The sequence below is a fragment of the Luteibacter sp. genome (genome assembly GCF_036500425.1).
Taxonomy (GTDB): domain Bacteria; phylum Pseudomonadota; class Gammaproteobacteria; order Xanthomonadales; family Rhodanobacteraceae; genus Luteibacter.
Genome location: NZ_DASYCB010000072.1, coordinates 1 through 20,934, shown reverse-complemented (window position 1 = coordinate 20,934; position 20,934 = coordinate 1). Strand labels below are relative to the sequence as shown.

Here is a 20,934-nt window from a genome sequence, read left to right as displayed (position 1 = left end):
GCGCTTGCGCGCGATGGGTCTTGCCGCGAGCACCCATCGCGCGCAAGCGCGCTCCTACATGCATAAAAAACTCCCCGGGCAGGGGGCCTGGGGAGTGAAGGAGCGTCCACACCGGAGCTCGAGGGGGAAACGGTTAAGGGGTTACACCGGTTGCCAGTTGGGATCGGGTTCCGGCGCACTGGCGACGGGCGCATGCTCGTGCATGCCCGCCGCGCCGAGGCCTTCCATGGCCGGTTCCACGAAATCGTCAAAAAGGTCCACGGGAAAGCCTCCCTGGGTTAGCGCGGGTCAGTGAAGCCCGCAGAGCAGGCCCAATAGCAGGGCCCCCAGCGCCAATGTAACGCGCAGCGGTTCGAAATTGCGCTCCAGCTCGGTGTTGTCAGCGTCTTTTTTCATTGTCTTTTCCATGGCGCCAGTACAGCGACTGCCGGGGCGGCAGACGCGGCTCGGGTGGGGCAATCCTCAGGCCGTTTGTGGCAAAACGCGGGCAAAGGCGGCGTGTAGGCCGGGGAGGGGCTCTTGCACGGGCAAAACACGGGCAATCGCCAGCGGGCGCTTGCGCCGCGGAACCCGCCGATGCACCCTGCGCACGCCAACCCAAAAACACGGAACCCCCATGGGCCGCAGCATTGCCATTGTCGAAGACGAACCCCTCATCCGCGCCAACTACGTGGAAGCGCTCACCCGCTTCGGCTACGAGACCCGCGGCTACGGCTCGCGCGCGGAAGCCTCCACGGCCTTCGCCATGCGCCTGCCCGAGCTTGTCATCATCGATATCGGCCTGGGCGACGAGCCCGAGGGTGGGTTTGACCTGTGCCGCGAGCTGCGCGCCAAGAGCGCCACGCTGCCGCTGATCTTCCTCACCGCGCGCGATTCGGATTTCGACGTGATCTCCGGCCTGCGCCTGGGCGCCGACGATTACCTTTCGAAGGACACCAGCCTGCACCAGCTGGCCGCGCGCATCGCCGCCCTGTTCCGCCGCATCGAATCGCTGAAGAAGCCCGCCGCCAGCGAGAACGTGATCGAACACGGCCCGCTGCGCCTGGAAAGCGAGCGCATGCGGATCACCTGGAACGGCACCGAGATCCCGCTCACCGTCACCGAATTCTGGATGGTCCACACGCTGGTCCGTTTCCCCGGCCACGTGAAAAACCGCGACCAGCTAATGCGCGAAGCCGAGCTCGTCGTGGATGACGCCACCATCACCTCGCACATCAAGCGCATCCGCAAGAAATTCATCGCCCTGGCCCCGGAATTCGACGCGATCGAAACCGTCCACGGCGTCGGCTACCGCTGGACCCCCTGATGCACGTTGTAGGAGCGCGCTTGCGCGCGATGGGTGCTCGCGACAGGTTGGCTAACATCCGGCTTCCTCGCTTCGTTGGTCTATCGCGCGCAAGCGCGCTCCTACATGTGACCGCATGACGCTTCGTCAGAAACTGCTCCTCGTCGCCTTATGTACCCTGGCTCTTCCGGTGGCCGGGTGGCTGTACGTCCGGCAGATGGAAACCCTGCTCCGCGAAGGCCAGGCCCAGGCGCTGGTAGCGTCGGCGCGTGCGCTGGCGCGCAGCCTGGTCGTGGTCGAAGCACCGCTGCCGCCTGCTGGCAGCGCCTGGTATGTGCAACAGGCGAACGTGCCCATCACCATCGATGGCTACGCGGATGACTGGGCTTCGCTGAGCCCGTGGGCGCAGCCGCTCGGCCGCAACGCCAAGGTCATGTTCGCGGAAGACGACCGCTGGCTGTACTTCACCATCGACGTTCGCGCCCCGCGACGCAGCCGCGCCGATGCCTCCGATCGCCTCGCGCTCAGCGCCGATCACCTCATCCTTTCGATCGCCAGCAACGAAGACGCACAGCGCTACCTGCTCGCCAGCGCGGCACCGGGCGCCACGACCGCCATCGCGCTCGATCCGGAAGCGGGCGTGCTGCCCGATCGGCTCAACGCCCAATGGCAGGAAGATGGCGGCGGTTTCCGCGCCGAACTGAAGCTGCCGCGCGGCCTGCGCCTCGATCGCTTCGGCGTGGGCGTGCACCTCGCCGGCGACGCCGAACCACTCAGCGCCGATAACCGCCCGCTGCTCGAATTCTCGCCCTCGCTATCGCAGGAGCTGGCGCGCCTGGCCCCCGATGGCGTGCGTGTACGCGTGCTTTCGCCCGATGCATGGTTGATGGCGCAGACCGGCCGACTCACGCTGCCCGATACCCCCGCGAGCGAACAGCCAGGCTGGTTTCCCTCGCTGGTCTACCGCTCGTTGCTCGCCACGCGGCTGGATGACAACGCCGCGTGGACCGAAGACGCGCCGAAGATCGATCTGCCTGAAGTGCGCGAAGCCCTGTCAGGCAAGCCGGCGACGGCGTGGCGCGCGGGCGAAGCGCGCGGCAGTGTCGTCCTCGCCGCGGCGATGCCGATCACCCAGGGCGGCAAACTGCATGGCGTGGTGTTGCTGGAACAGCCCAGCCGCGCGGTGCCGCTGCTCGCCAACCGCGCGTTGTTCGGCTTGCTGCTGACCAGCTTCGCCGTGCTGCTCATCGCCGGTGGCGTGCTGCTGTTATTCGCTACGCGGCTCACCTTCCGCCTGCGTCGCCTGCGCAATGCCGCCGAGCGCGCGCAGGATAACGATGGCAAGCTCGATGGGCCGTTCCCGTTGATCGATGCGACCGACGAACTCGGCGACCTTGCGCGCAGCTTCTCGCGGCTGTTCGATGTGGTCGGCGGTTATACGGACTACCTGCGCACGCTGGCCTCCAAGCTCTCGCATGAACTGCAGACACCACTGGCGATCGTCAAATCCTCGCTGGATAACCTGGACCATGCGGGGCTACCGCCGGAAGCCGAGCCTTACCTTGCGCGGGCGCGCGATGGCGTGGCGCGACTCGGTGCGCTGGTACGCGCGATGAGTGAAGCAAGCCGGATGGAGCGGGCGATCGCCTCTGCCGAAGCCGAAGACGTCAACCTTGTCGATGTCGTGCGCGGGTGCGCCGAAGGTTACCGATCACTCGCGGGTGAGCGGCATATCGCCGTGGAACTACCCGACGCGCCAGTGCACATGCACGTCTCACCGGAGCTCATCGCCCAGGCGCTCGACAAGCTGTTCGACAACGCGCTGTCGTTCACGCCCACCGATGGCTGGATGCGCATCGCGCTGCGCGTGACCGCCGATGGCGCCGATGTCGAACTCGCCAACCAGGGCCCGCCTTTGCCGGCGGCGATGCAGGGCAGGTTGTTCGATTCGCTGGTCAGCCTGCGCGACAAAACAACCCCGGGCGAAGCGCCGCACCTGGGTCTCGGCCTCTACGTGGTACGCCTCGTCGCCGAACGCCACCAGGGCAGCGCCAGTGCACGCAATATCGACGACGGCGTCGCCTTCACCCTGCACCTCAAAGGCCTCCCCCGCCAACGCCTCGCCTGACCTACTCGTGTAGGAGCGCGCTTGCGCGCGATGGGGCTTGCGGCAACCCCCATCGTGTAGGAGCGCGCTTGCGCGCGATAGGGCTTGCGGCAACCCCCATCGCGCGCAAGCGCGCTCCTACACGATAGGGGTCACGGACCGGAGACGAGTTTCAACCCGATCACGCCTGCGAGGATCAGCGCGATACATACGATGCGTGCAGGCGCCGCGGAGTCGCCCATCAGCAGGATGCCGAGGATGGCGGTACCTGCCGCACCGATCCCGGTCCATACCGCGTAGCCCGTACCCACCGGCAGCGTGCGTAGCGATATCGACAGGAGGACCACGCTGGATACGCCGGTCAACACGGTGGCTACGGCGGGAACCCACCGCGTGAATCCCGCGGAGGCTTTCATGCAAAGCGCGAAGACGATCTCCAGCAAGCCCGCGCCGGTGAGCAACAGCCAGGCCATGGCATCACGCTCCTGCAGGCGGCGTGCGGAAGGCGACGCCGAAGCGGTTAAAGGCATTCATCAGGGCGATCGCGTAGGTCAGGTCGGCGAGTTCCTCCGCGCTGAATTCAGCGGCCGCGGCGGCGTAGTCGTCATCGCTGACATGCGTGTCGATGACACGGGTGACCGATTCGGCCCAGGCAAGCGCGGCCCGCTCGCGCGGCGTAAAGGTCTCGCCGCCTTCGCGCCACACGGAAAGCAGCGCGAGCTTCGCGACGCGCGTATCGATCTTCAGCAGATCACGCGTGTGCATGTCGATGCAGAAGGCGCAACCGTTGATCTGCGAGATACGCAGGTAAACCAGGTCGACCAGACCCTTCGGCAGGCTGCCCTTGTAGACGGCGCTGTGCACGGCGAGAAAGGCGTTAAAGCCGGCAGGGGAGGCTTTGGCGTAATCGAGGCGTTGGGTCATGACGAGCTCCAGGAAGAGGGGAGGTCGTTATTGTTCCGCGTTGTGGCCTAGTGAAGCATTCCAAGATAAGGCATATGAACTAGGCCATAACCTCCCTTGTAGGAGCGCGCTTGCGCGCGATGGGTACTTGCCACAACCCCTCCCCACCTTTGTAGGAGCGCGCTTGCGCGCGGTGGATCTTGCCGCACCCCCATCGCGCGCAAGCGCGCTCCTACAGGAGGGAGGAGGCGGGTTAGCGTAGGCGGTTTATGCGGGTGCCCAGGGCCTTGGCTTCGTCGTGGGAGGTGACGTTGGTGAAGCTCACCAGCAGGGCGGGGGAGCCGTTGCCTTGCACGGACCAGTCGGTGAGGGCTTCGGCGTAGAGGCCGTCGTCGCGCATGCGTGCAACGAGCCGGCGGTCGGACCAGCGGCCGGGGAAGCGCAGGATCAGGTGCATGCCGCCGGGTTGCGTGTCGATGCGCACACCGGGACCCAGGGCCTGGCCAAGGCCGGCGACGGTCCATGCGCGGCGCTGTGCGTAACACGCGCGCATCCGCTGGATGTGCCGGGCGAAATGCCCTTCCTTGATAAAGGCGGCGACGATCGACTGGGTGAGTTCCGGCGCGTCGCCGGCGAACACCTGGAAGACCTCCTCGAAGCGTTCGATGAGCCCCGTGGGCACCACGACATAGGCAAGGCGCAATGAAGGGAAAAGCACCTTGCTGAAGGTGCCTGCGTAAATCACGCGGCCCTCGCGGTCCAGGCTGCCTAGCGCAGGAAGCGGCCGGCTTACGTAGCGGTATTCACCGTCGTAATCATCTTCCACGATGAACGCGCCGCTCTGCGCCGCCCAATCAAGCAACGCCAGCCGGCGCGGCAATGACAGCGACACGCTCAACGGACTCTGGTGCGCAGGCGTCACCACCGCCAGCTTCGCGCGCGGCGCCAAGCGCACCCCTTCGGCCACCACGATGCCTTCGCTATCCACCGGCACCGGGGCGACCCGCACCCCCATCGCATCCAGGATGCGCCGCGCAGGCGGGTAACCCGGATCCTCGACCCACGCGCGGTCGCCGGCTTTCAGCACGGCGCGGGTGACCAGGGTCATCGTTTGCCGGAAGCCCGAGGTGATAAAGACCTGCGAAGGCGAACAATCGAGCCCGCGCGAGACGCGCAGGTAGGTGGCGACCTCCTCGCGCAACGCAGGCAGCCCAAACAAGGGCGGCTGGGCCATGTCGATGTGCTGCGTGGCCCGTGCGCGGCGGGCGCCGAGGCGCGCCCAGATCTTCCGTGGAAAACCATCGAGCGCCGGCAAGCCCATCTGCAGCGGCAACACCGTATCCGGCCGGAACGAAGGCGCGGCAGGCTCGCTGCGCAGGCGCGGCGCCACCACCGGCGCCCGATGCTTGAGGCCCGGCGTCACCACCGTCCCGGCTTGTCCGCGCGCTTCGATATAACCCTCGGCGGAAAGCAGGCCGTACGCGGCGTCGATCGTGCCGCGCGCCACGCCCAGCTCGGCCGTGAGCGCCCGCGCGGAAGGGACGCGGTCACCCGGTTTCAGCGCACCACTGGCGATAGCGCCGCGGATCCGGTCGTAGATCTGCCGGTACAGCGGGGTAGTGGCCGCCGGGTCGAGTGCGAAGAGGGCATGCCGCGGCGTCGCCATGGCTCAGTTCCAATGTCCGTTCATGGCCCGACTATATAGGCCATGCGCGCCTAAGCTGCAAAACATCGCCGCCAGGCCGGAGTCCCCGAACGATGAACATCCTGCATGTGCTTGCCAGCCCGCGAGGGCCCGCGGCCGAGAGTTACCAGCTCTCGCTGAAGATCGTCGCGCACCTTCTCGCGAAAGAGCCGGGTGCCCGCGTGGTCCAGCGTGTGCTCAGCGGTGAGGTGCCACCGCATATCGACAGCGACTACGCGTTCGCGCAACACGCGGCGTCCGCCGCCACGAGCCCTGAAGGCTCCCTGGCCCTCTCCGATACGCTCATCGCCGAGCTGAAGGCCGCCGATGTCGTGGTCATCGGCACACCCATGCACAACACCAGCGTGCCTTCGGCGCTGAAGGCATGGATCGACCACATCGTGCGTGCACGGGTCACCTTCGACATCACGGCGCAGGGCAAGGTGGGCTTGCTGCACGATCGGCCGGTGTATATCGCCGTCGCTTCGGGTGGCCGCTTCACCGGCGAGCACGCGCGCCAGCCGGACTTCCTGACGCCGTACCTTACCTACGTACTCGACATGATCGGCCTGCGCGACGTGACCTTCTTCACCGTGCAAGGCACCGTCATGCCAGCCGACGTGCTTGCGCAAGCCCGCGCGACCACCGACCACGCCATGCGCGAACACTTCGCGTCGACGCCTGCCTGAGGCCGCCGACATGCGCACGATCACGTCCGTGGCCGTTTTCTGTGGCTCGAACCAGGGTGGCGCGTCCGGGTACGCCGAGGCCGCAAAGTGGCTGGGGCATGTCCTCGGTAGCGAACGCATCACGCTCGTCTACGGCGGCACCGTCAACGGCCTGATGGGCATCCTCGCTGATGCTGCGCTGGCCGCCGGCGGCGACGTGCACGGCGTGGTCACCGTGAGCCTGCACCAGCGTGGCCATACCCATCCGCGCCTCAGCCGCAAGGACATCACGCCTAACCTGCGTTTGCGCAAGGAACGCATGGCCGACCTGGCCGACGCATTCATCGCGCTACCCGGCGGCATCGGCACGCTCGAGGAACTGATGGACACCTGGGGGCGCAACCAGCTCGCCGAAATCGACAAGCCTATGGGGCTGCTGAACACGCTCGGCTTCTTCGATGGCTTCCTCCGCTTCCTCGACCACATGGTCGGTGAGCGCTTTCTTCCCGATGCGCACCGCCAGGCGCTCAGTGTCGACGCCGATGCGCGCGGCCTGGTCGACGCACTCAGGCGCTACCAGCGTACCGATGTGCCGAAATGGCTTTAATGGAGTGGTTTGATTTTATGCGTTCCCATGGGAAATTCACGGCATCACTGGTGCTGGCACTGGCGCTGCCCGGCGCTGCGGTGGCGCACCACCCGACCCACGTGCCAGCTACGTCCACCGTTGCATCGCCTGACGCTGATGGCGTCGATGAAAACCTCTGGCTGGAAGAAGTGAAGGGCAACGAGGCGCAGGCCTGGGTGGCCGCGCGCAATGCGGAAACACGCACGCGCTACGCCAGCTCGCCTCGCTTCAGCGATGACGTCGCCGCGCTCCGCGGCATGCTCGATGGCGCAGCAAATACACCCCGTGTCACGTATATGGCCGGCTTCTATTACAACCTCGGCAAGGACAAGGATCATCCCCGCGGTGTGTGGCGGCGGACGACACTCGATAACCTCCGCAAACCGGCCACCGAATGGACGGCCATCCTCGATCTGGATGCGCTTTCGCGCGAGGAGCACGAGAACTGGGTATGGCACGGTGCGCAGTGCCTTCCTCCAGCCTACAACCGCTGCCTCGTGCTGCTATCGCGTGGCGGTGCTTACGCGCAAGTCGTGCGCGAGTTCGATGTGGAGACGCGTCGCTTCATCGCCGATGGCTTCAACGTACCCGAATCCAAGGGCACGGTTAGCTGGATCGACGTGAACCACGTCTACGTCAGCACAGGGTTCGGCGCGGGCTCCATGACCCAGGCCGGCTACCCGCGTACTGCACGGCTGTGGAAGCGCGGCACGCCGCTCGCCAGCGCCACCGTGGTGGCGGAGGTCCCTGCGAGTGATGTTTCCGTGGATGTGACGCACGACGCGGCGCCAGGCTTCACGCGCGATCTCGTGACGAAAAGTCATTCCTTCTACGAAACGGAGACCTTCGTACGCCAGCCCGATGGCCACCTGACGAAGATCGATGTCCCGCGCGACGCCGTGATCGACATCAAACGCGAATGGCTGCTCGTGCAACCGCGCAGCCCCTGGCACGTGGCCGGGCGCACGTTCGCGCCCGGCACGCTGCTGGCTACCCGCTTTGATGATTACATGGCGGGCAAGCGTGAACTCATCGAGCTTTTCACGCCGGATGCGCACACCTCGCTGGTCCAGTTCGCGTGGACGCGCCACCACCTCATCCTTACCACCTTGCACGATGTGGCAGGGAGCGTCGACGTGCTCACGCCGAACGCCGTGGGTCCATGGGAGAAGGTGCCGTTGCGCGGGCTTCCGCCCTTCAACACGCTCCGCGTCGTCAACCTGGCGCCGGATGAAAACGATGACTACCTCGTCTATACGCAAGGCTTTCTCACGCCTGGCACGCTGTACCACGGCACGGCAGGTGCCGGCTCGCCGGAGCGGGTGAAGCAAGCCCCTGCGGCCTTCGATGCGTCGCGCATGGAGGTGACCCAGCATTTCGCCCGGTCGAAGGATGGCACGCAGGTGCCGTATTTCGAGGTAGGTCTGCGCGATCGTCCCGCGGATGGCCCCCGGCCGACCCTGATCAGCGCCTACGGCGGGTTCGAACTGGCGATGCAGCCGTTCTACTCGCCAGCCGTGGGCATGCAGTGGCTGGAGAGGGGTGGCGTCTACGTCATTGCCAATGCCCGCGGCGGTGGCGAATACGGGCCTGCGTGGCACGACGCTGCGGTCCGCGAACATCGTCCGCGCGTTTATGAAGACGTCGCCGCGGTGGCACGCGACCTCATCGCCAGGAAGGTGACGAGCCCGGCCCATCTCGGCATCGAAGGTTCCAGCAACGGTGGCCTCACCGCCGGCAACATGCTCGTCAGCTACCCTGACCTGTTCGGTGCCGCGATCGTCGGCTCGCCCCTGCTCGACATGAAGCGGTACACCCACCTCGCCGCGGGTAACTCGTGGATCGAGGAGTATGGCGACCCCGATCAGCCTGCGGACTGGGCGTTCATCCGCACGTTCTCGCCGTACCAGCTGCTGCGCAAAGGCCAGCGCTATCCGTCTGCCCTGTTCGCGACGTCAAGCACCGACGATACCGTGGGCCCGGCTCACGCCCGCAAGATGGTGGCACGCATGCGCGGCATGGGGCTCGACGCCAGCCTCTACGAGAACGTCGAAGGTGGCCACGCCGGCGCCTCGAATAACGAACAGGCCGCGTTTCTCGATACGCTGATTTATAGCTACTTGTGGGCGCACCTCGACTAGGGGTTCGCGTTCGCTCAGCTGAGCTCGAACTCCACCCATAGCCCCTTGCCGCAGGCGGCGGCGGTGATGCTGCCCTTGCCGCTGCTGAGGCTGGCGGGCACCTTGCCCGTGCCTATCCACGCATCGTCGGCGCGCACTACGCGCCCCCGGCAGCGCTCCTCGAGATCTTTCAACAGGATCTTGTACGGCATGGCGCCCCAGTTGACCTTCAAAGCGTCCTTCTGGTTGGTGGGGATGAACGCGTCGAGGTCCGGGCTATCCATCAGCTCGAGACCTTTGGCGCGGGCCGTCGCGTTCTGGCTGCCGTGGTGGCCTACCTTGTAGAACACCGTGCGCTTCAACAGATCCTGTGCCGTGACCCATTCGCCATCGACCTTCCAACGGAGGTCCTGCCAGCTGAGCCAGCTGCCGATCTGCGCATCCGCTGCGAACAGGAACACGCGGCCGGTGTCGACGAACTCGAACGCGAGCACCACGCTGGTGTTATTGGTGCGATCATCCAGCTGCATCGCCAGGTCCGCGCCCACCCCCGTCCAGTCGAAATCGATACGCCGCCAATCCTGCTCGCCCTTGGTCGCGGCATCGCCGTAGTGGGCGGCAACGAATCGGCGAAGGTCGACGAACCTGGGGTCTGAATCGGCGTCGCCGCGTTGTGACGAACTCCCCGCAGCCAGCAAGCTGGAGAGCGGCTCGCCCAGGTTACGGTCGAACGGGTCGATGACATCGTCGTCGGGCGGCGCTGTCGCTGTCGTGAAATTGGCGACGGCGTTGAGCAAGGCGGCCGACATCGCATGCCCCCGGTTCATCGATAGCCCGTACATTTCGCTCGCGCGGTCGGTCACGCGGATCATGGCCTCGTCGCGGGGCGGCCCAAGCACATAAATGCGCAGGTTCTTCATGCCGGGGATCGTCAGCGGCTTGCTGGACGGTTCGATGTATTTGACCTTCTTCGCGAGGGCAACCGTCGCATTCCGCGCGTTGCGCACGGTGTCACCCTTAGCGCCGAAGTAGAAGCCCCTGAGGCTGGAAATGCCCTCCTTGACGCCTTGCATGTAGGGGCTCAGCGCCTTTGCCGGCGCAAGGTGCGAATTCACCGCATCCAGCGCCTTGAGCGCCTTCGTCTTGTAGTTGTCGAGTTTGCGCGCCTGCTTGTCCTTGGGGTCTTCGGTCCAGCCCAGCCATGCCTCACCGAACCTGATCGTCTTGAACGTCTCGTTCGCGGTCCGGAAGCCCGAGATATGGTCCCAGTGCTCGTGGGTCGCCACGAGGACATCGATGTTCTTGGTGACGCCTGCGATGTCGGCGGCGATCTCCTTAATCTTGGTCGTGTTGTTGGTCACCGAACTGTGCAGGCCGCAATCGATCAGCATGTAGAAGTCGCTGCCGTCGTCCTTGGTGAAGTGCAACAGGTGGCAGTCACCGATGCCCTGGCAATAGTGTCGGACCGTCATGCCGGCGGTCGCTTTCCGCGCCTTCCGGCGTGGCGTCGCTTTCCGGGTGGCCATCACGTCGTTCCTCCAAAGGCGTGCATCATGGCGAAGGGTTCGCCCGTGCCAGATCCGAAATACAGGGCGGCCAGCGCGGCGCCCTCTCCATTCGATTGCATCGTGCGCTGGCGCTCCTGTCGCGTGACGCTGTTGCCGTCCTTGACGATCGCGTAGCGCACCGCTTCCCATCCGTAGCGCGCATCGAGGATGAGCGTGGCACCGCCGCGGAACCAGAACCACTCGCCCTTTGGGTTTTTCGGGTCCACCGGCAAGCGCTGGCGTTGCTGGATGACCACGTTGATATCCGTACGGAACGAACCATCCGATGCAACGCGGCGTACCGGACGCACGCTCGCCACCGAGAACGTCGTACCGCCGGGAGCGGCGGCGTGCTTGGGCGTGCCATCTTCGTTGTACCGATCCACGCCGCCCACCAGGCCGAACTGCTGGTAGAGCGCCGGGTCCTTCAGGCAAGCACGCTGGAGTACGCCAAGCGCGGCCAGGCGGTTGGATTCGTTGAGGCGGAAGACCTCGGAGCGTTGCAGACGCCGGTTCCAGCGGATGTCGATGCTGTCCAGCAGCGGGCGAAGCCAGGTCGGCGTCGGGTCCTGCGGCGTATCCCACGCCAGCGATTCCTGCGAGATCGTACGCACACTGCGCGGAAGGATGCCGCGGTTGCGGAACGCCTCTATGAAGGCCACCCGGTAGCCGTAACGGTCATCGGGCATGACATCGATGTCGACCGTGATCATGGCCCGCAGGTATTCGCCGAACGTAATGTCGACAGACGGGCAGTAATCCAGTGCGCGAATCGCCATATGCAGTACGTGCCGGGCGACCTTGCAGGTTTCATCGGTCAGGCGGTCGATCAGCTCAGCGGGCAGGGCGCCTTGCGGCAGGATGCCGCTACCGCCCGTCGCCAGGCGGCGCAGGTCTTCCGTGCGCCGCGCCACGATATTCTGGAACGCCTCGTACACTGCGTACACGAGGATCGAGCCGCGCTCGTGCACTTCCACGGCGTCTTCGTATTTCAGCTTCATGGCCGCGGGTTGCGTGTAATCGCGGAGGGGTCCCGCACGGCTGGTACCTTCGCCAAACTGCCTGGCGAGGCCGCCGAGAAGGCTGGCGGCCGAGAGGTCGCCGTGGGCACTCGCGATCTCGAACCGTACGAGTTCCGTCATCGTGAAGTGTTGGAACAACGCCACGATGTCGGCGAACGCTTCGTGGAATGCCGGCACGTCGGGATTGGACGCGTCTTCGTAGCTCCGGTGTAGGCCATCGAGCAGCGCATGCGACATTTCATGGGCGATGATGTCGCTGGACAGGCAGCTGAAGACCATCGATCCGGGCGCGGTTGCATCACCGTCCTGCGAACTGGCCGAGAAGTAGCCGAACAGCAGGGCGACCTTATCGGGGCTGTAGTACGCGTTGTCGGTGCGTAGCGCATGTGGGTAGATCCGCAGCCGGGGCACCTCATAGCTCTCGACCTTGCCGTCGGGCAGCGTCACGGTGCGGGCGCGCCATAACACCTGGCGGCCGAGCGCCATCTCGAAGTGACGGATCGTCGTCATGCCCACCGCATACACCATCTGCTGGTGGAACTGCGGGTTGCCTTCCGAAGGCGTCAAGCCATCCTGTGCGAGTACGAAAGGGTGGTTGAGGTCGATCGGGTCGTACGCCATGTTCGACGCGGGATCGACATCGACCACCTCCAGGTACTCACCTACCGGACCGGGGGCAAGCGCGAAGGGGCTGTCCGGCGTGTCGTCCCACGGCAGCGTCAGCGTGGTTTCGTTGACCGCCAGCGATACGAGCTTCTTGGCGATGCTCGGATCCAGCGCGTACACGCGCAGCCGCCGCTTGGGCGTCGGCATAACGAACGCCTTGCGCAGCACCGGTGCCTGTGGGGTTGGCGGCCCCTTCGAAGGCGGAGGGCTGGGCGTCTTCATGAGCCCTCGCAGGACGGCAGCGAGCGGCGCAGAAGGGGAACCCTGTTCGAGTGCCGCTTCCAGGTAGCGCAGGCATGCCTTGGCGGGAATGGACGCCGCCGGACGCTCAGGGTCATCGATCGCTTCGTCGACATCGGTGACGCGCTGCGCGACCTGGGTCAGTTCCAGTGCAAGCATGCGATCGCGCGGTGTCAGCGCGGCCGGCCCGGCCACGGCGAGGCTTACGCCACCGTGGCCGAGGATAAGGTCGAGGAAGCTCCACGTGGCGCGTGCGGGCGGTAGCTTGCTGCCTTTGAGTTGCGCTTCGGTCAGTGGCAGCACCGCCAGTGCCGCCATGGCCTGCATGATGCCCTGGCCGACCTTGCGGCGCGTGCAGGCCTCGTCCATCACGCTGGTGGATTTGCGTGCGGAGGCGAACAACGCGTTACGCACGGCGTGGATGCGCATCCATGGTTCGCTATACGCCTCGATGGCATCCCGGTGCTGCGCTAGCCACAAGGCCGCGGCCGCCGCGATCTGCGGTGTCGCGGCGGAGGTTCCTGCACCATCCATGTCGACGATCTGCTGGCAGCCGAACTTGGCCCACGGCACGTTCGGGGTGTACGCACCCAGCGCCGTCGCCATCTTTTCGGCGGGTCCGAAATTGCCTTGCATCGTGCCGCGCTTGAGGTCGGCATACGCCGCGCCGTTCGCCATGACGCCACAGGCGGCGAGCACGCGTTGGAAGCGCGCGGGAAACACCGTCGAACCTGGCGTCGGCAAGCCCGCGTAGTTATTACCCGCGGCGGTGACCATGACCATGCCCGCTTCATAGGCGAGGTTGACCGCATCGGTCAGCGCCTGCGACGCCAGCCCACCCATGCTCATGGAAAGCACATGGGCCTCGATCTTTCGCGCGTGGTCAAACCCCTTGACCATGGTGCTGGTGCTGAAGCGCACGACCCAATCGGCGATGCGAATGGGCACGATGCGCGCGAACGGCGCGCCACCAATGAAATCCTTGATGCCCGGCCAGCCTGGTGAGGTGCCACCGAGTTGATTGCCGGCCAGGAGGCTTAGCGTACCCGTGCCGTGGCCGGGGTTCGCCATGAGCAGGGCATCGGTGGGTACGCGGTCCGTCGCATCGTCGGGGAACCCGGCATCGACAAAGTTTTTCTGCAGGTCGCGCGCGAGGCCCGCGGGCAACGTGGCATGCGCGGGGTCATAGCCCGTATCCAGGTGCGCGATGATGATCGCCGCCTGATCCTTCTTGCTGACCGCCGCGCGCGCGGGGCCGAGCTGCCCGAAGTCGGCAGTCGCTTGCCATGCAATTCCTGGCCCGGCCGCCTTGCCACCCTTCGTATCCTGGTCCTCGAAGGCGCAAGGCGTGCCGGCCGCGGCCATCCCGCGCAGGCGCGATGACTGGTCTGCGTACGGCCACTGTTGCGCGATGTCGGGCTCGGCGGCCATGACGTGGGCCGTCGCCGCTGCCGCATACGTGGTGTTGGCATAGAGCGCGTGCACGGCATCCCACGGGTTGCCGCGGGTGTCGGGCAATGCCATGCGCACCCATTCCACGGGCCCGGCAGGCGCGACGCCAGCACCCTTCGCTGCGTTGGCAGGCACGCTCAGGATCGTCTCGATCCGGCTTCCCGCGGCGCCGAACGCCTTGCCGGCGGCCTTTTCGAGCAATCCCTTGTTACCAGACACCTTGAGCAGGACGGAGCGTTCCGTGGCCATGGCTATCCCTCGGGCGTAAGCACGATACCGAACAGCTGACAGCGCGCTGGCTCCGGGCCCCTTCCCAGGGATGCGCGAGGCTATGGAGCGTATCGGGACGCAAGATCTTCCGGAAGCCGAACGGAAGTACTAAGTAGGGTCCTTGCTTTCGCAATTGCCCCTACAATCGATGGTCACCCCACGGGCACCCTCACTCCCCATGATCTCCCGCGAACAATTCGACGCCTACGCCGGCCAGGGCTACACCCGTATCCCTTTGGTGCGCGAGGTTTTTTCCGATCTCGATACGCCGCTCTCGGTGTACCTGAAGTTGGCCGATGGCCCGTATACCTTCCTGTTTGAGTCGGTCGAAGGTGGGGCGACGTGGGGCCGCCATTCCATGATCGGCCTGCCGGCGCGCCGGGTGTACCGCCTGCGCGGGCATGAGCTCGAGGTCGAAGAAAACGGCGAGGTCATCGAAACCCGCCACCTCGAGGACCCGCTGGCCGAGATCGAAGTGCTGCGCAAGCAGTACGAGGTGCCGCAGCTGCCGGGCCTGCCGGACTTCACCGGCGGCCTCGTGGGGTATTTCGGCTTCGAGACCATCGGCTATATCGAAGAGCGCCTGGCCCAGTGGGACAAGAAGGATGAGCTCGGCACGCCCGACGTGCTGCTCATGCTCGCCGACGAGCTGGCGGTGTTCGATAACCTCAAGGGTCGCTTGTACCTTATCGTCCATGCCGATCCGTCGCGCCCGCAGGCGTACGCGGAAGCGGTGCGTCGTCTCGATGCGCTGACCTTCCGCCTGCGCCAGGGTGGCGTCAGCTACCCGCAGATGCTGCAGCCGGCCGCGCTCGACGAATCCGATTTCAAATCCTCGTTCACCCGCGAGGAATACGAAAACATGGTGCGCACCGCGCAGGAGTACATCCGCGCTGGCGACATCTTCCAGGTGGTGCCCTCGCAGCGCCTGAGCATCGGTTTCAACGCGCGCCCGGTCGATGTGTACCGCGCGTTGCGTGCGATGAACCCTTCGCCGTATATGTTCTTCATCGACATTGGCCCCACCCAGATCGTCGGCTCCTCGCCGGAGATCCTGGTGCGCCTGAAGAACGGCCGCGTGGTCCTGCGCCCGATCGCCGGCACGCGTCGCCGTGGTGCGGATGAAGCCGAAGACATCGCGCTCGAGAAGGAACTGCTCGCCGATCCGAAGGAACGCGCCGAACACCTGATGCTGATCGACCTCGGCCGTAATGACGTCGGCCGGGTCAGCCAGACCGGCACGGTCGAGCTCGCCGAATCGTTCGTGGTCGAGCGTTACTCGCACGTCATGCACATCGTCTCGCAGGTCGAGGGCGATATTAAAGATGGCATGTCCTACATGGACGTGATCAAGGCGACCTTCCCGGCCGGCACCGTCAGCGGTGCGCCGAAGATCCGCGCGCTCGAGATCATCCAGGAACTCGAACCGTACAAGCGCAACATCTACGCCGGCGCCATCGGCTGGCTCGGCTGGTGGGGCGATGCGGATACCGCCATCGCGATCCGCACAGCCGTCATCCAGGACGGCCGCCTCCACGTACAAGCCGGCGGCGGCGTCGTCTACGACTCCGACCCCGCTGCCGAGTGGGAAGAAACCATGAACAAAGGCAGGGCCCTGTTCCGCGCCGTAGCCCAAGCCGCGAAAGGCCTATAACACGCCTGTAGGAGCGCGCTTGCGCGCGATGGCTCTTGCCACACCCCCATCGCGCGCAAGCGCGCTCCTACAACATGCGAGTGTTCCAACCGGTCACGAAGGAAGCAGTTCCCCTCTCTAGTGAAGGAGTTCGGTTACCCATGACGACGCGTATCCCCGCCATCTCGCTCGTGCTTGCCCTCGCCAGCATGCCCGCGCTTACGCTGGCGCAGACCACACCGCATATCGATGTCTCCGGCCACGCCGAACGACAGGTCCAGCCAGACCGCTTCCACATCGACATGAAGGTCGAGTCCGCGGACATCAAACCGGCCCGTGCCCGCGCTCGTGTAGAAGCCAACATGGCCAAGGTCACGGCCGGTTTTCGTGCCAACCACGCGTTGCCTGAATCCATCGTCGCATCCACGATCTCGATCGGTCCGCATGAGCGGTACGAGGATAACCGGGATACCGTCGACGGTACCGAGGTAACCCGGACCGCCTCGGCCACGTTCACGCGTATGGAAGACCTGCGTAACTTTATCGATGGTCTCGATACCGCAGGCGAAGAACTGCAGATCACCGGCACCGAGATGACCCGGAGTGATGCAGAGGCCATCGACAACGACCTCCGCGAACAGGCGATGCATGAGTCCCAGCGCAACGCAGAGCGGATCGCCAAAGCGTATGGCGCGAAGGTGGGCGCGGTATACACGGTGTCCGATCAACCGACCGGCCGCAGCAGCGAGTACCCACCCCCGCCAAGCGTCGAGGTCATGGCGAACGGCCTGCCAAAGATCGACCTGGAAGTAGGCAGCCTCAAGATGGAACGCACGATCTACGCCACCTTCCTCCTCGACCCCACCAAACCCTAACACCCCTGTAGGAGCGCGCTTGCGCGCGATGGCTCTTGCCGCAAGCCCCATCGCGCGCAAGCGCGCTCCTACAGATGTAAGTGCACCACGTCCACATCGTACCCGAGCGGTCAGTTGGCCGGGTTTTGGCCCAGGAGTATCCTCCGTGGACTATTCCCCTGTAGGAGCGCACTTGCGCGCGATGGGTCTGGCGTAACCCCCATCGCGCGCAAGCGCGCTCCTACACTAAGTCCACGCGGGTGTTTGAGATGGTCACGAAGAAAATCATTGTCGCGGGTTCCATCGCGGTCATGGCGACGGTGTCGTCGCCTTCTGAAGCGCGTACGCCGTTTACCGACGATGTCGCCTCGCGCACGCAGGCGTTGGCGCTGCTGGAATCGCTTAATGCCGATTTGCTCAGCCACCCTAGTGCCACGCTCACGCTGGAGCGCTGGTGTGGTGATCATGGGCTGGCGCCGGAGGCGAAGATCGTGGCGCATCGGATCAAGGGCGACGACAAGCCGCTCGCGGCCGATGATCGTGCTGCGCTTGGCATCGATGCCAACGAGCCTGTGCGCTACCGCCGGGTGCAGCTCGCCTGCGGTTCGGTGGTGCTTTCGGAAGCGGATAACTGGTACGTGCCGGCCCGGCTTACGCCGGAAATGAACCAGATTCTCGACACCACCGACCAGCCATTCGGCAAGGTCGTCCAGCCCCTTCATTTCCGCCGCCAGACGATCAGCGCCGACCTGCTGTGGTCGCCGCTGCCCAAGGGCTGGGAAATGGATGCGCCACTGCCCGCGCCCGGGAAAGGCCCCCTGGCCATCCCCCACGACGTCCTCCGCCACCGCGCCGTGCTCTACAACGAAGCCAACCAGCCCTTCAGCCTGGTGATCGAGACCTACACCGCCGACGTGCTGGCCTTCGGCAAACGCTAAGCCCCCGGCCCTTGTAGGAGCGCGCTTGCGCGCGATGGGTTCTCGCCTCACCGCTCCGTAGGCTTATCGCGCGCAAGCGCGCTCCTACAGGGTGGGGCACAGCCGGTTTGGCGTAGCCCTTCTAGCCGAATTGCCGCATCCGGCCGGGCCGCCCAAGCTGGGGCCGTACCCTCGGGGGAGCTTCCCAATGCCCAGCGCCACGGCTCCAGTTCGCAAGGCCCCGGCTGCCCGGCCGGCCGCGCACCCGTTGGGGGCGATGCTCACGGTGGCCAATGCCCCGCGGATCGGGCCCCAGCCCAAGTCGCTGGATAAAGCCCTGGCCTGCGCCCAGCACTGGGTCCAGCTCTCCGATGCCCGCCGCCCCGATGCCATGTGGCTGGAGGCGGGGATGATGATGCAGCGGATGGTGCCGCGTGCCGAGTGGGTACGCTACATACGCAAGATCCGCCTCGATCGCGGTGTGCTGGTTGGCCGCGAGTGGTTCGAAATGGCCCGGGTACGAGACCCGGTCGGACTGCCCGCGGGCGACTACCTCAACGTGATCTTCATGGCGCATTACGCCAAAGCCGTGATGTTCGAAACCGTATCGCTGGCGCCAGGCACCGAGGGCTGGCTGCCGGTGGGGTATGTGATCCGTCCCGTGCAGCGCGAGATTTCGTTCGTTCAATAGCGTGATCTGGGCCGGATTTACCCCCTGTTGACACCCGTGCCGCTCGCTCGTTAGATTTTGCGAGCGTCGGTACGCGCCGGTGCACAGGGGAACAGGGAATGAGTTTGGACGTGCAGGGCGCGGCCTTTGGCCGTGTGTCTTTCCGTGGGCGTGTGTTGCGCCGTCTCGCGGCTTCGTTGCTCCTTGTCCTGCCATTTGCGCTGTACGCGCAGTCGCAGCCGCGGGAAGCACTTCGAGATGGTGGTTGTGGAAGCCGGGCGATACTTACGAGGACATGAAAGATGCCGTGACGCGAGAAGGCATACGAGCGGCGGATGGGATATGCAAAAGGCGGCATTGCGAATGAACGTGTTTCGGGCCACCGCATTGTGGTTTACGTGCTTCATGGCCATTCCGGCACACGGTAGCTCGGGTACAGGGCATTGGCAGCAGCGCGAAGGAATTTCCGCATCCTCTATAAGCCAGCGGCATGGCGGAGACGTGGTTGACGCCATCGCGGACTACCAGCGGGTGTCGCGAGAGCACGCGAATGATGATCCGGCCTCGTTTTGGGTTGTGTGGCCGGGCAACGGGTACCGGCTTGGTGCTCTGGATGGCGGGCAGCTCAATTTGGTCGCTCTTCGCAGCGCAAGGCCCGGAGCTATCTCCTACGGCATTGCCCTGGGTAACCCTGCAACACCCTGTGAAACGTCTACTCCTGCCACCCTGCGCCTGTTTTCGCTGGATGGCGTGCGCATGACATTTCAAGGGGCGTGTATGGGCGATTTGTTGGTATACCGTCCCACGCGCCTATCTGATGTAGCGCGTATCCATCGCCGGCTGGAAAAGGGTGGGAAACTCGTAGTGAGTAGCGCGGAGATCACCGCGACATTCGATCTGTCCGGCGTCCCCGTGCTCAAGACGATGTTCGCGGCTGAAGCCGCGCCGGATCCCCCGGCCGCGCGCCGTCCGTAACCGCGCAGTCGGCTGCTCAGCGTATAGCCCCACTGTCACCGTGAACCTGCACTAGGGCGACTGATGCACGAGTAATATCAAAGAGTCGAATCCAAATTGAACTACGCGATGATCCGTGTGATGGGGCTCTTCGTATCGATAGCCGAGGAGGAAGTTCCCCATGGTTTTTTCGCCACCGTGTTCGTTGACCTGGGCCCATTCGATGCCATGCGCGACGCTGCCAGGGACGAACTTCTGGCGCGCATGACGAGGCATGGGGTGAGGCTGGTGGAAGAAGGCGCCTGTCGCACGCTTTGCGTCATCGTTGGGATGTACAAGATGCCGCCGGAAAGCGATCCTTCCCAGAAACCGGATGGCTTCACGTTCTTTCCACAGGACACGCTCTGGTCGCGGATTAGCGGCGCCGCCGATAGTGCCTGGCGGCGATGGCGCCGGCCGGAGATGGTGCTTGTCTAACCCGTGACTGACACCGTGTGGATTGCCTCGGGCGGGGGCCCCTTGGTCCTGTGCACCACTCGCTTCGCCACGCTCGACGGCACGTCGTACGACGTCGCCAGTGCCATGCTCGCTGACGAAGACGGCGTTTCGGCCTTGCTGCACCGTCTTGTGAGAGTCGCCTGAGCTCGTTCGATCGGCACGCTGGCTATCGTGTGCAAACACGCTCCTGCAGTCGAGGTCTTGCCGGCGCAGCCGGTTGGCGTACCCCCTCCGGCCGAATTGCCGCCACCGGCGCGGCCGCTCAATCTGGCCTCGCAGGGACCACGCAACGGCCCCGGGGTGGGGCGGTCATGGTCAGAATGCGGCTTTCAGGGTGCGGCGAGTTCTGGTGGGATGTGACGACGGGCGTGGTGGTGCCGCGCCGCGTCTATACTCCCAGGCAGGCCAAAAGGGACCCTGCCATGAGTGAAGACGACACGCCTGTCCGTGAGTACACGCGCCCGCCGATGCTTCGCGGCGTGGATCCACAGCGGATGAACTGGTTGTGGCAGTTGATCCTGCAGGCGACGGATCTGAAGCCCGAAGAGGTGCTTGCGGCGCTTAATGCCACGGGTGTCGGTGCGACGGACAAACGCCTCGCCAGTTGGGCGGTGGGCGATCGGGATGAAAGCTATTTTCCGCTGAGCATCGCCGAGCTGGAGCGCAATTTGCGTGCGGTGGTGGCGGTGAAGCAGAAGCGTGCGGAAGCTGCCGAAGACAACCCGGCCCCCTGACCTGTTGTAGGAGCGCGCTTGCGCGCGATCGCGCGCAAGCGCGCTCCTACAGGGTGTGGGTGTGGTTGGTGGGGTGAGGCGA

The 20,934-nt window shown here is 65.2% G+C and carries 18 protein-coding genes; 13 read left to right on the top strand and 5 right to left on the bottom strand.

The window, feature by feature from the left end:
* Positions 1 to 616: 616 nt before the first annotated feature.
* Positions 617 to 1,306 carry a proteobacterial dedicated sortase system response regulator gene (pdsR, locus tag VGN46_RS17485; RefSeq protein WP_331645560.1) on the top strand — a complete coding sequence of 230 codons (690 nt, stop codon included), beginning with the start codon at positions 617 to 619 and terminating at the stop codon, positions 1,304 to 1,306.
* Positions 1,307 to 1,421: 115 nt separating this feature from the next.
* Entirely contained in the window at positions 1,422 to 3,413 is a 1,992-nt protein-coding gene (locus VGN46_RS17480) for an ATP-binding protein (protein ID WP_331645559.1), read from the top strand.
* 131 nt (positions 3,414 to 3,544) lie between these two features.
* On the opposite strand, the gene VGN46_RS17475 is transcribed toward VGN46_RS17480, so the two are convergent.
* The 3 genes from VGN46_RS17475 to VGN46_RS17465 all read right to left on the bottom strand — a co-directional run bounded on the left by VGN46_RS17475 (position 3,545) and on the right by VGN46_RS17465 (position 5,961).
* The gene (locus VGN46_RS17475) at positions 3,545 to 3,865 is read right to left on the bottom strand and encodes a multidrug efflux SMR transporter (protein WP_331645557.1); all 321 of its coding nucleotides are present in this window, start codon (positions 3,863 to 3,865) and stop codon (positions 3,545 to 3,547) included.
* A 4-nt stretch (positions 3,866 to 3,869) separates the two neighbouring features.
* On the bottom strand, positions 3,870 to 4,316 hold the full coding sequence (locus tag VGN46_RS17470; protein WP_331645555.1) for a carboxymuconolactone decarboxylase family protein: 447 nt from the start codon (positions 4,314 to 4,316) through the stop codon (positions 3,870 to 3,872).
* 232 nt (positions 4,317 to 4,548) lie between these two features.
* Entirely contained in the window at positions 4,549 to 5,961 is a 1,413-nt protein-coding gene (locus VGN46_RS17465) for a PLP-dependent aminotransferase family protein (protein ID WP_331645554.1), read from the bottom strand.
* 92 nt (positions 5,962 to 6,053) lie between these two features.
* Here VGN46_RS17465 and VGN46_RS17460 point away from each other — a divergent pair, with 92 nt between their 5' ends.
* From VGN46_RS17460 to VGN46_RS17450, 3 genes are read left to right on the top strand one after another with little or no spacing between them, the layout of a single operon-like run.
* On the top strand, positions 6,054 to 6,668 hold the full coding sequence (locus VGN46_RS17460; protein ID WP_331645552.1) for an FMN-dependent NADH-azoreductase: 615 nt from the start codon (positions 6,054 to 6,056) through the stop codon (positions 6,666 to 6,668).
* Positions 6,669 to 6,678: 10 nt separating this feature from the next.
* A complete protein-coding gene (locus VGN46_RS17455; RefSeq protein WP_331645550.1) occupies positions 6,679 to 7,254 on the top strand; it encodes a TIGR00730 family Rossman fold protein in 576 nt (191 codons plus the stop codon).
* Positions 7,255 to 7,271: 17 nt separating this feature from the next.
* Entirely contained in the window at positions 7,272 to 9,416 is a 2,145-nt protein-coding gene (locus tag VGN46_RS17450; protein WP_331645548.1) for a prolyl oligopeptidase family serine peptidase, read from the top strand.
* Positions 9,417 to 9,430: 14 nt separating this feature from the next.
* Here the strand turns inward: VGN46_RS17450 and VGN46_RS17445 are convergent, their stop codons facing one another.
* Together VGN46_RS17445 and VGN46_RS17440 are read right to left on the bottom strand one after the other, a co-directional pair.
* Positions 9,431 to 10,867 (bottom strand): MBL fold metallo-hydrolase, encoded by a 1,437-nt coding sequence (locus VGN46_RS17445; RefSeq protein ID WP_331645546.1) that lies wholly within the window; start codon positions 10,865 to 10,867, stop codon positions 9,431 to 9,433.
* 53 nt (positions 10,868 to 10,920) lie between these two features.
* Entirely contained in the window at positions 10,921 to 14,571 is a 3,651-nt protein-coding gene (locus VGN46_RS17440) for a S8 family serine peptidase (RefSeq protein WP_331645544.1), read from the bottom strand.
* 199 nt (positions 14,572 to 14,770) lie between these two features.
* Here VGN46_RS17440 and trpE point away from each other — a divergent pair, with 199 nt between their 5' ends.
* The 8 genes from trpE (at position 14,771) to VGN46_RS17400 (ending at position 20,852) form a co-directional block, all read left to right on the top strand.
* Positions 14,771 to 16,246 (top strand): anthranilate synthase component I, encoded by a 1,476-nt coding sequence (gene trpE / locus VGN46_RS17435; protein WP_331645543.1) that lies wholly within the window; start codon positions 14,771 to 14,773, stop codon positions 16,244 to 16,246.
* Between the two features lie 140 nt (positions 16,247 to 16,386).
* A complete protein-coding gene (locus VGN46_RS17430; RefSeq protein ID WP_331645541.1) occupies positions 16,387 to 17,100 on the top strand; it encodes an SIMPL domain-containing protein in 714 nt (237 codons plus the stop codon).
* A gap of 248 nt (positions 17,101 to 17,348) precedes the next feature.
* A complete protein-coding gene (locus VGN46_RS17425; RefSeq protein WP_331645539.1) occupies positions 17,349 to 18,017 on the top strand; it encodes a hypothetical protein in 669 nt (222 codons plus the stop codon).
* A 187-nt stretch (positions 18,018 to 18,204) separates the two neighbouring features.
* Positions 18,205 to 18,687: a DUF4019 domain-containing protein gene (locus VGN46_RS17420; RefSeq protein ID WP_331645537.1), complete on the top strand. Its 483-nt coding sequence runs from the start codon at positions 18,205 to 18,207 to the stop codon at positions 18,685 to 18,687.
* A gap of 342 nt (positions 18,688 to 19,029) precedes the next feature.
* Positions 19,030 to 19,641 carry a hypothetical protein gene (locus VGN46_RS17415; protein ID WP_331645535.1) on the top strand — a complete coding sequence of 204 codons (612 nt, stop codon included), beginning with the start codon at positions 19,030 to 19,032 and terminating at the stop codon, positions 19,639 to 19,641.
* A gap of 96 nt (positions 19,642 to 19,737) precedes the next feature.
* Positions 19,738 to 20,097 (top strand): hypothetical protein, encoded by a 360-nt coding sequence (locus VGN46_RS17410; RefSeq protein WP_331645533.1) that lies wholly within the window; start codon positions 19,738 to 19,740, stop codon positions 20,095 to 20,097.
* A 3-nt stretch (positions 20,098 to 20,100) separates the two neighbouring features.
* The gene (locus VGN46_RS17405) at positions 20,101 to 20,262 is read left to right on the top strand and encodes a hypothetical protein (RefSeq protein ID WP_331645531.1); all 162 of its coding nucleotides are present in this window, start codon (positions 20,101 to 20,103) and stop codon (positions 20,260 to 20,262) included.
* A 278-nt stretch (positions 20,263 to 20,540) separates the two neighbouring features.
* The gene (locus VGN46_RS17400) at positions 20,541 to 20,852 is read left to right on the top strand and encodes a hypothetical protein (RefSeq protein ID WP_331645529.1); all 312 of its coding nucleotides are present in this window, start codon (positions 20,541 to 20,543) and stop codon (positions 20,850 to 20,852) included.
* Positions 20,853 to 20,934: the final 82 nt, after the last annotated feature.

Excerpts from the sequence above, each read along its gene's own strand:
- pdsR (WP_331645560.1), top strand. The coding sequence starts at position 617 with ATGGGCCGCAGCATTGCCATTGTCGAAGACGAACCCCTCATCCGCGCC.
- VGN46_RS17480 (WP_331645559.1), top strand. The coding sequence starts at position 1,422 with ATGACGCTTCGTCAGAAACTGCTCCTCGTCGCCTTATGTACCCTGGCT.
- VGN46_RS17475 (WP_331645557.1), bottom strand. The coding sequence starts at position 3,865 with ATGGCCTGGCTGTTGCTCACCGGCGCGGGCTTGCTGGAGATCGTCTTC.
- VGN46_RS17470 (WP_331645555.1), bottom strand. The coding sequence starts at position 4,316 with ATGACCCAACGCCTCGATTACGCCAAAGCCTCCCCTGCCGGCTTTAAC.
- VGN46_RS17465 (WP_331645554.1), bottom strand. The coding sequence starts at position 5,961 with ATGGCGACGCCGCGGCATGCCCTCTTCGCACTCGACCCGGCGGCCACT.
- VGN46_RS17460 (WP_331645552.1), top strand. The coding sequence starts at position 6,054 with ATGAACATCCTGCATGTGCTTGCCAGCCCGCGAGGGCCCGCGGCCGAG.
- VGN46_RS17455 (WP_331645550.1), top strand. The coding sequence starts at position 6,679 with ATGCGCACGATCACGTCCGTGGCCGTTTTCTGTGGCTCGAACCAGGGT.
- VGN46_RS17450 (WP_331645548.1), top strand. The coding sequence starts at position 7,272 with ATGCGTTCCCATGGGAAATTCACGGCATCACTGGTGCTGGCACTGGCG.
- VGN46_RS17445 (WP_331645546.1), bottom strand. The coding sequence starts at position 10,867 with ATGACGGTCCGACACTATTGCCAGGGCATCGGTGACTGCCACCTGTTG.
- VGN46_RS17440 (WP_331645544.1), bottom strand. The coding sequence starts at position 14,571 with ATGGCCACGGAACGCTCCGTCCTGCTCAAGGTGTCTGGTAACAAGGGA.
- trpE (WP_331645543.1), top strand. The coding sequence starts at position 14,771 with ATGATCTCCCGCGAACAATTCGACGCCTACGCCGGCCAGGGCTACACC.
- VGN46_RS17430 (WP_331645541.1), top strand. The coding sequence starts at position 16,387 with ATGACGACGCGTATCCCCGCCATCTCGCTCGTGCTTGCCCTCGCCAGC.
- VGN46_RS17425 (WP_331645539.1), top strand. The coding sequence starts at position 17,349 with ATGGTCACGAAGAAAATCATTGTCGCGGGTTCCATCGCGGTCATGGCG.
- VGN46_RS17420 (WP_331645537.1), top strand. The coding sequence starts at position 18,205 with ATGCCCAGCGCCACGGCTCCAGTTCGCAAGGCCCCGGCTGCCCGGCCG.
- VGN46_RS17415 (WP_331645535.1), top strand. The coding sequence starts at position 19,030 with ATGAACGTGTTTCGGGCCACCGCATTGTGGTTTACGTGCTTCATGGCC.
- VGN46_RS17400 (WP_331645529.1), top strand. The coding sequence starts at position 20,541 with ATGAGTGAAGACGACACGCCTGTCCGTGAGTACACGCGCCCGCCGATG.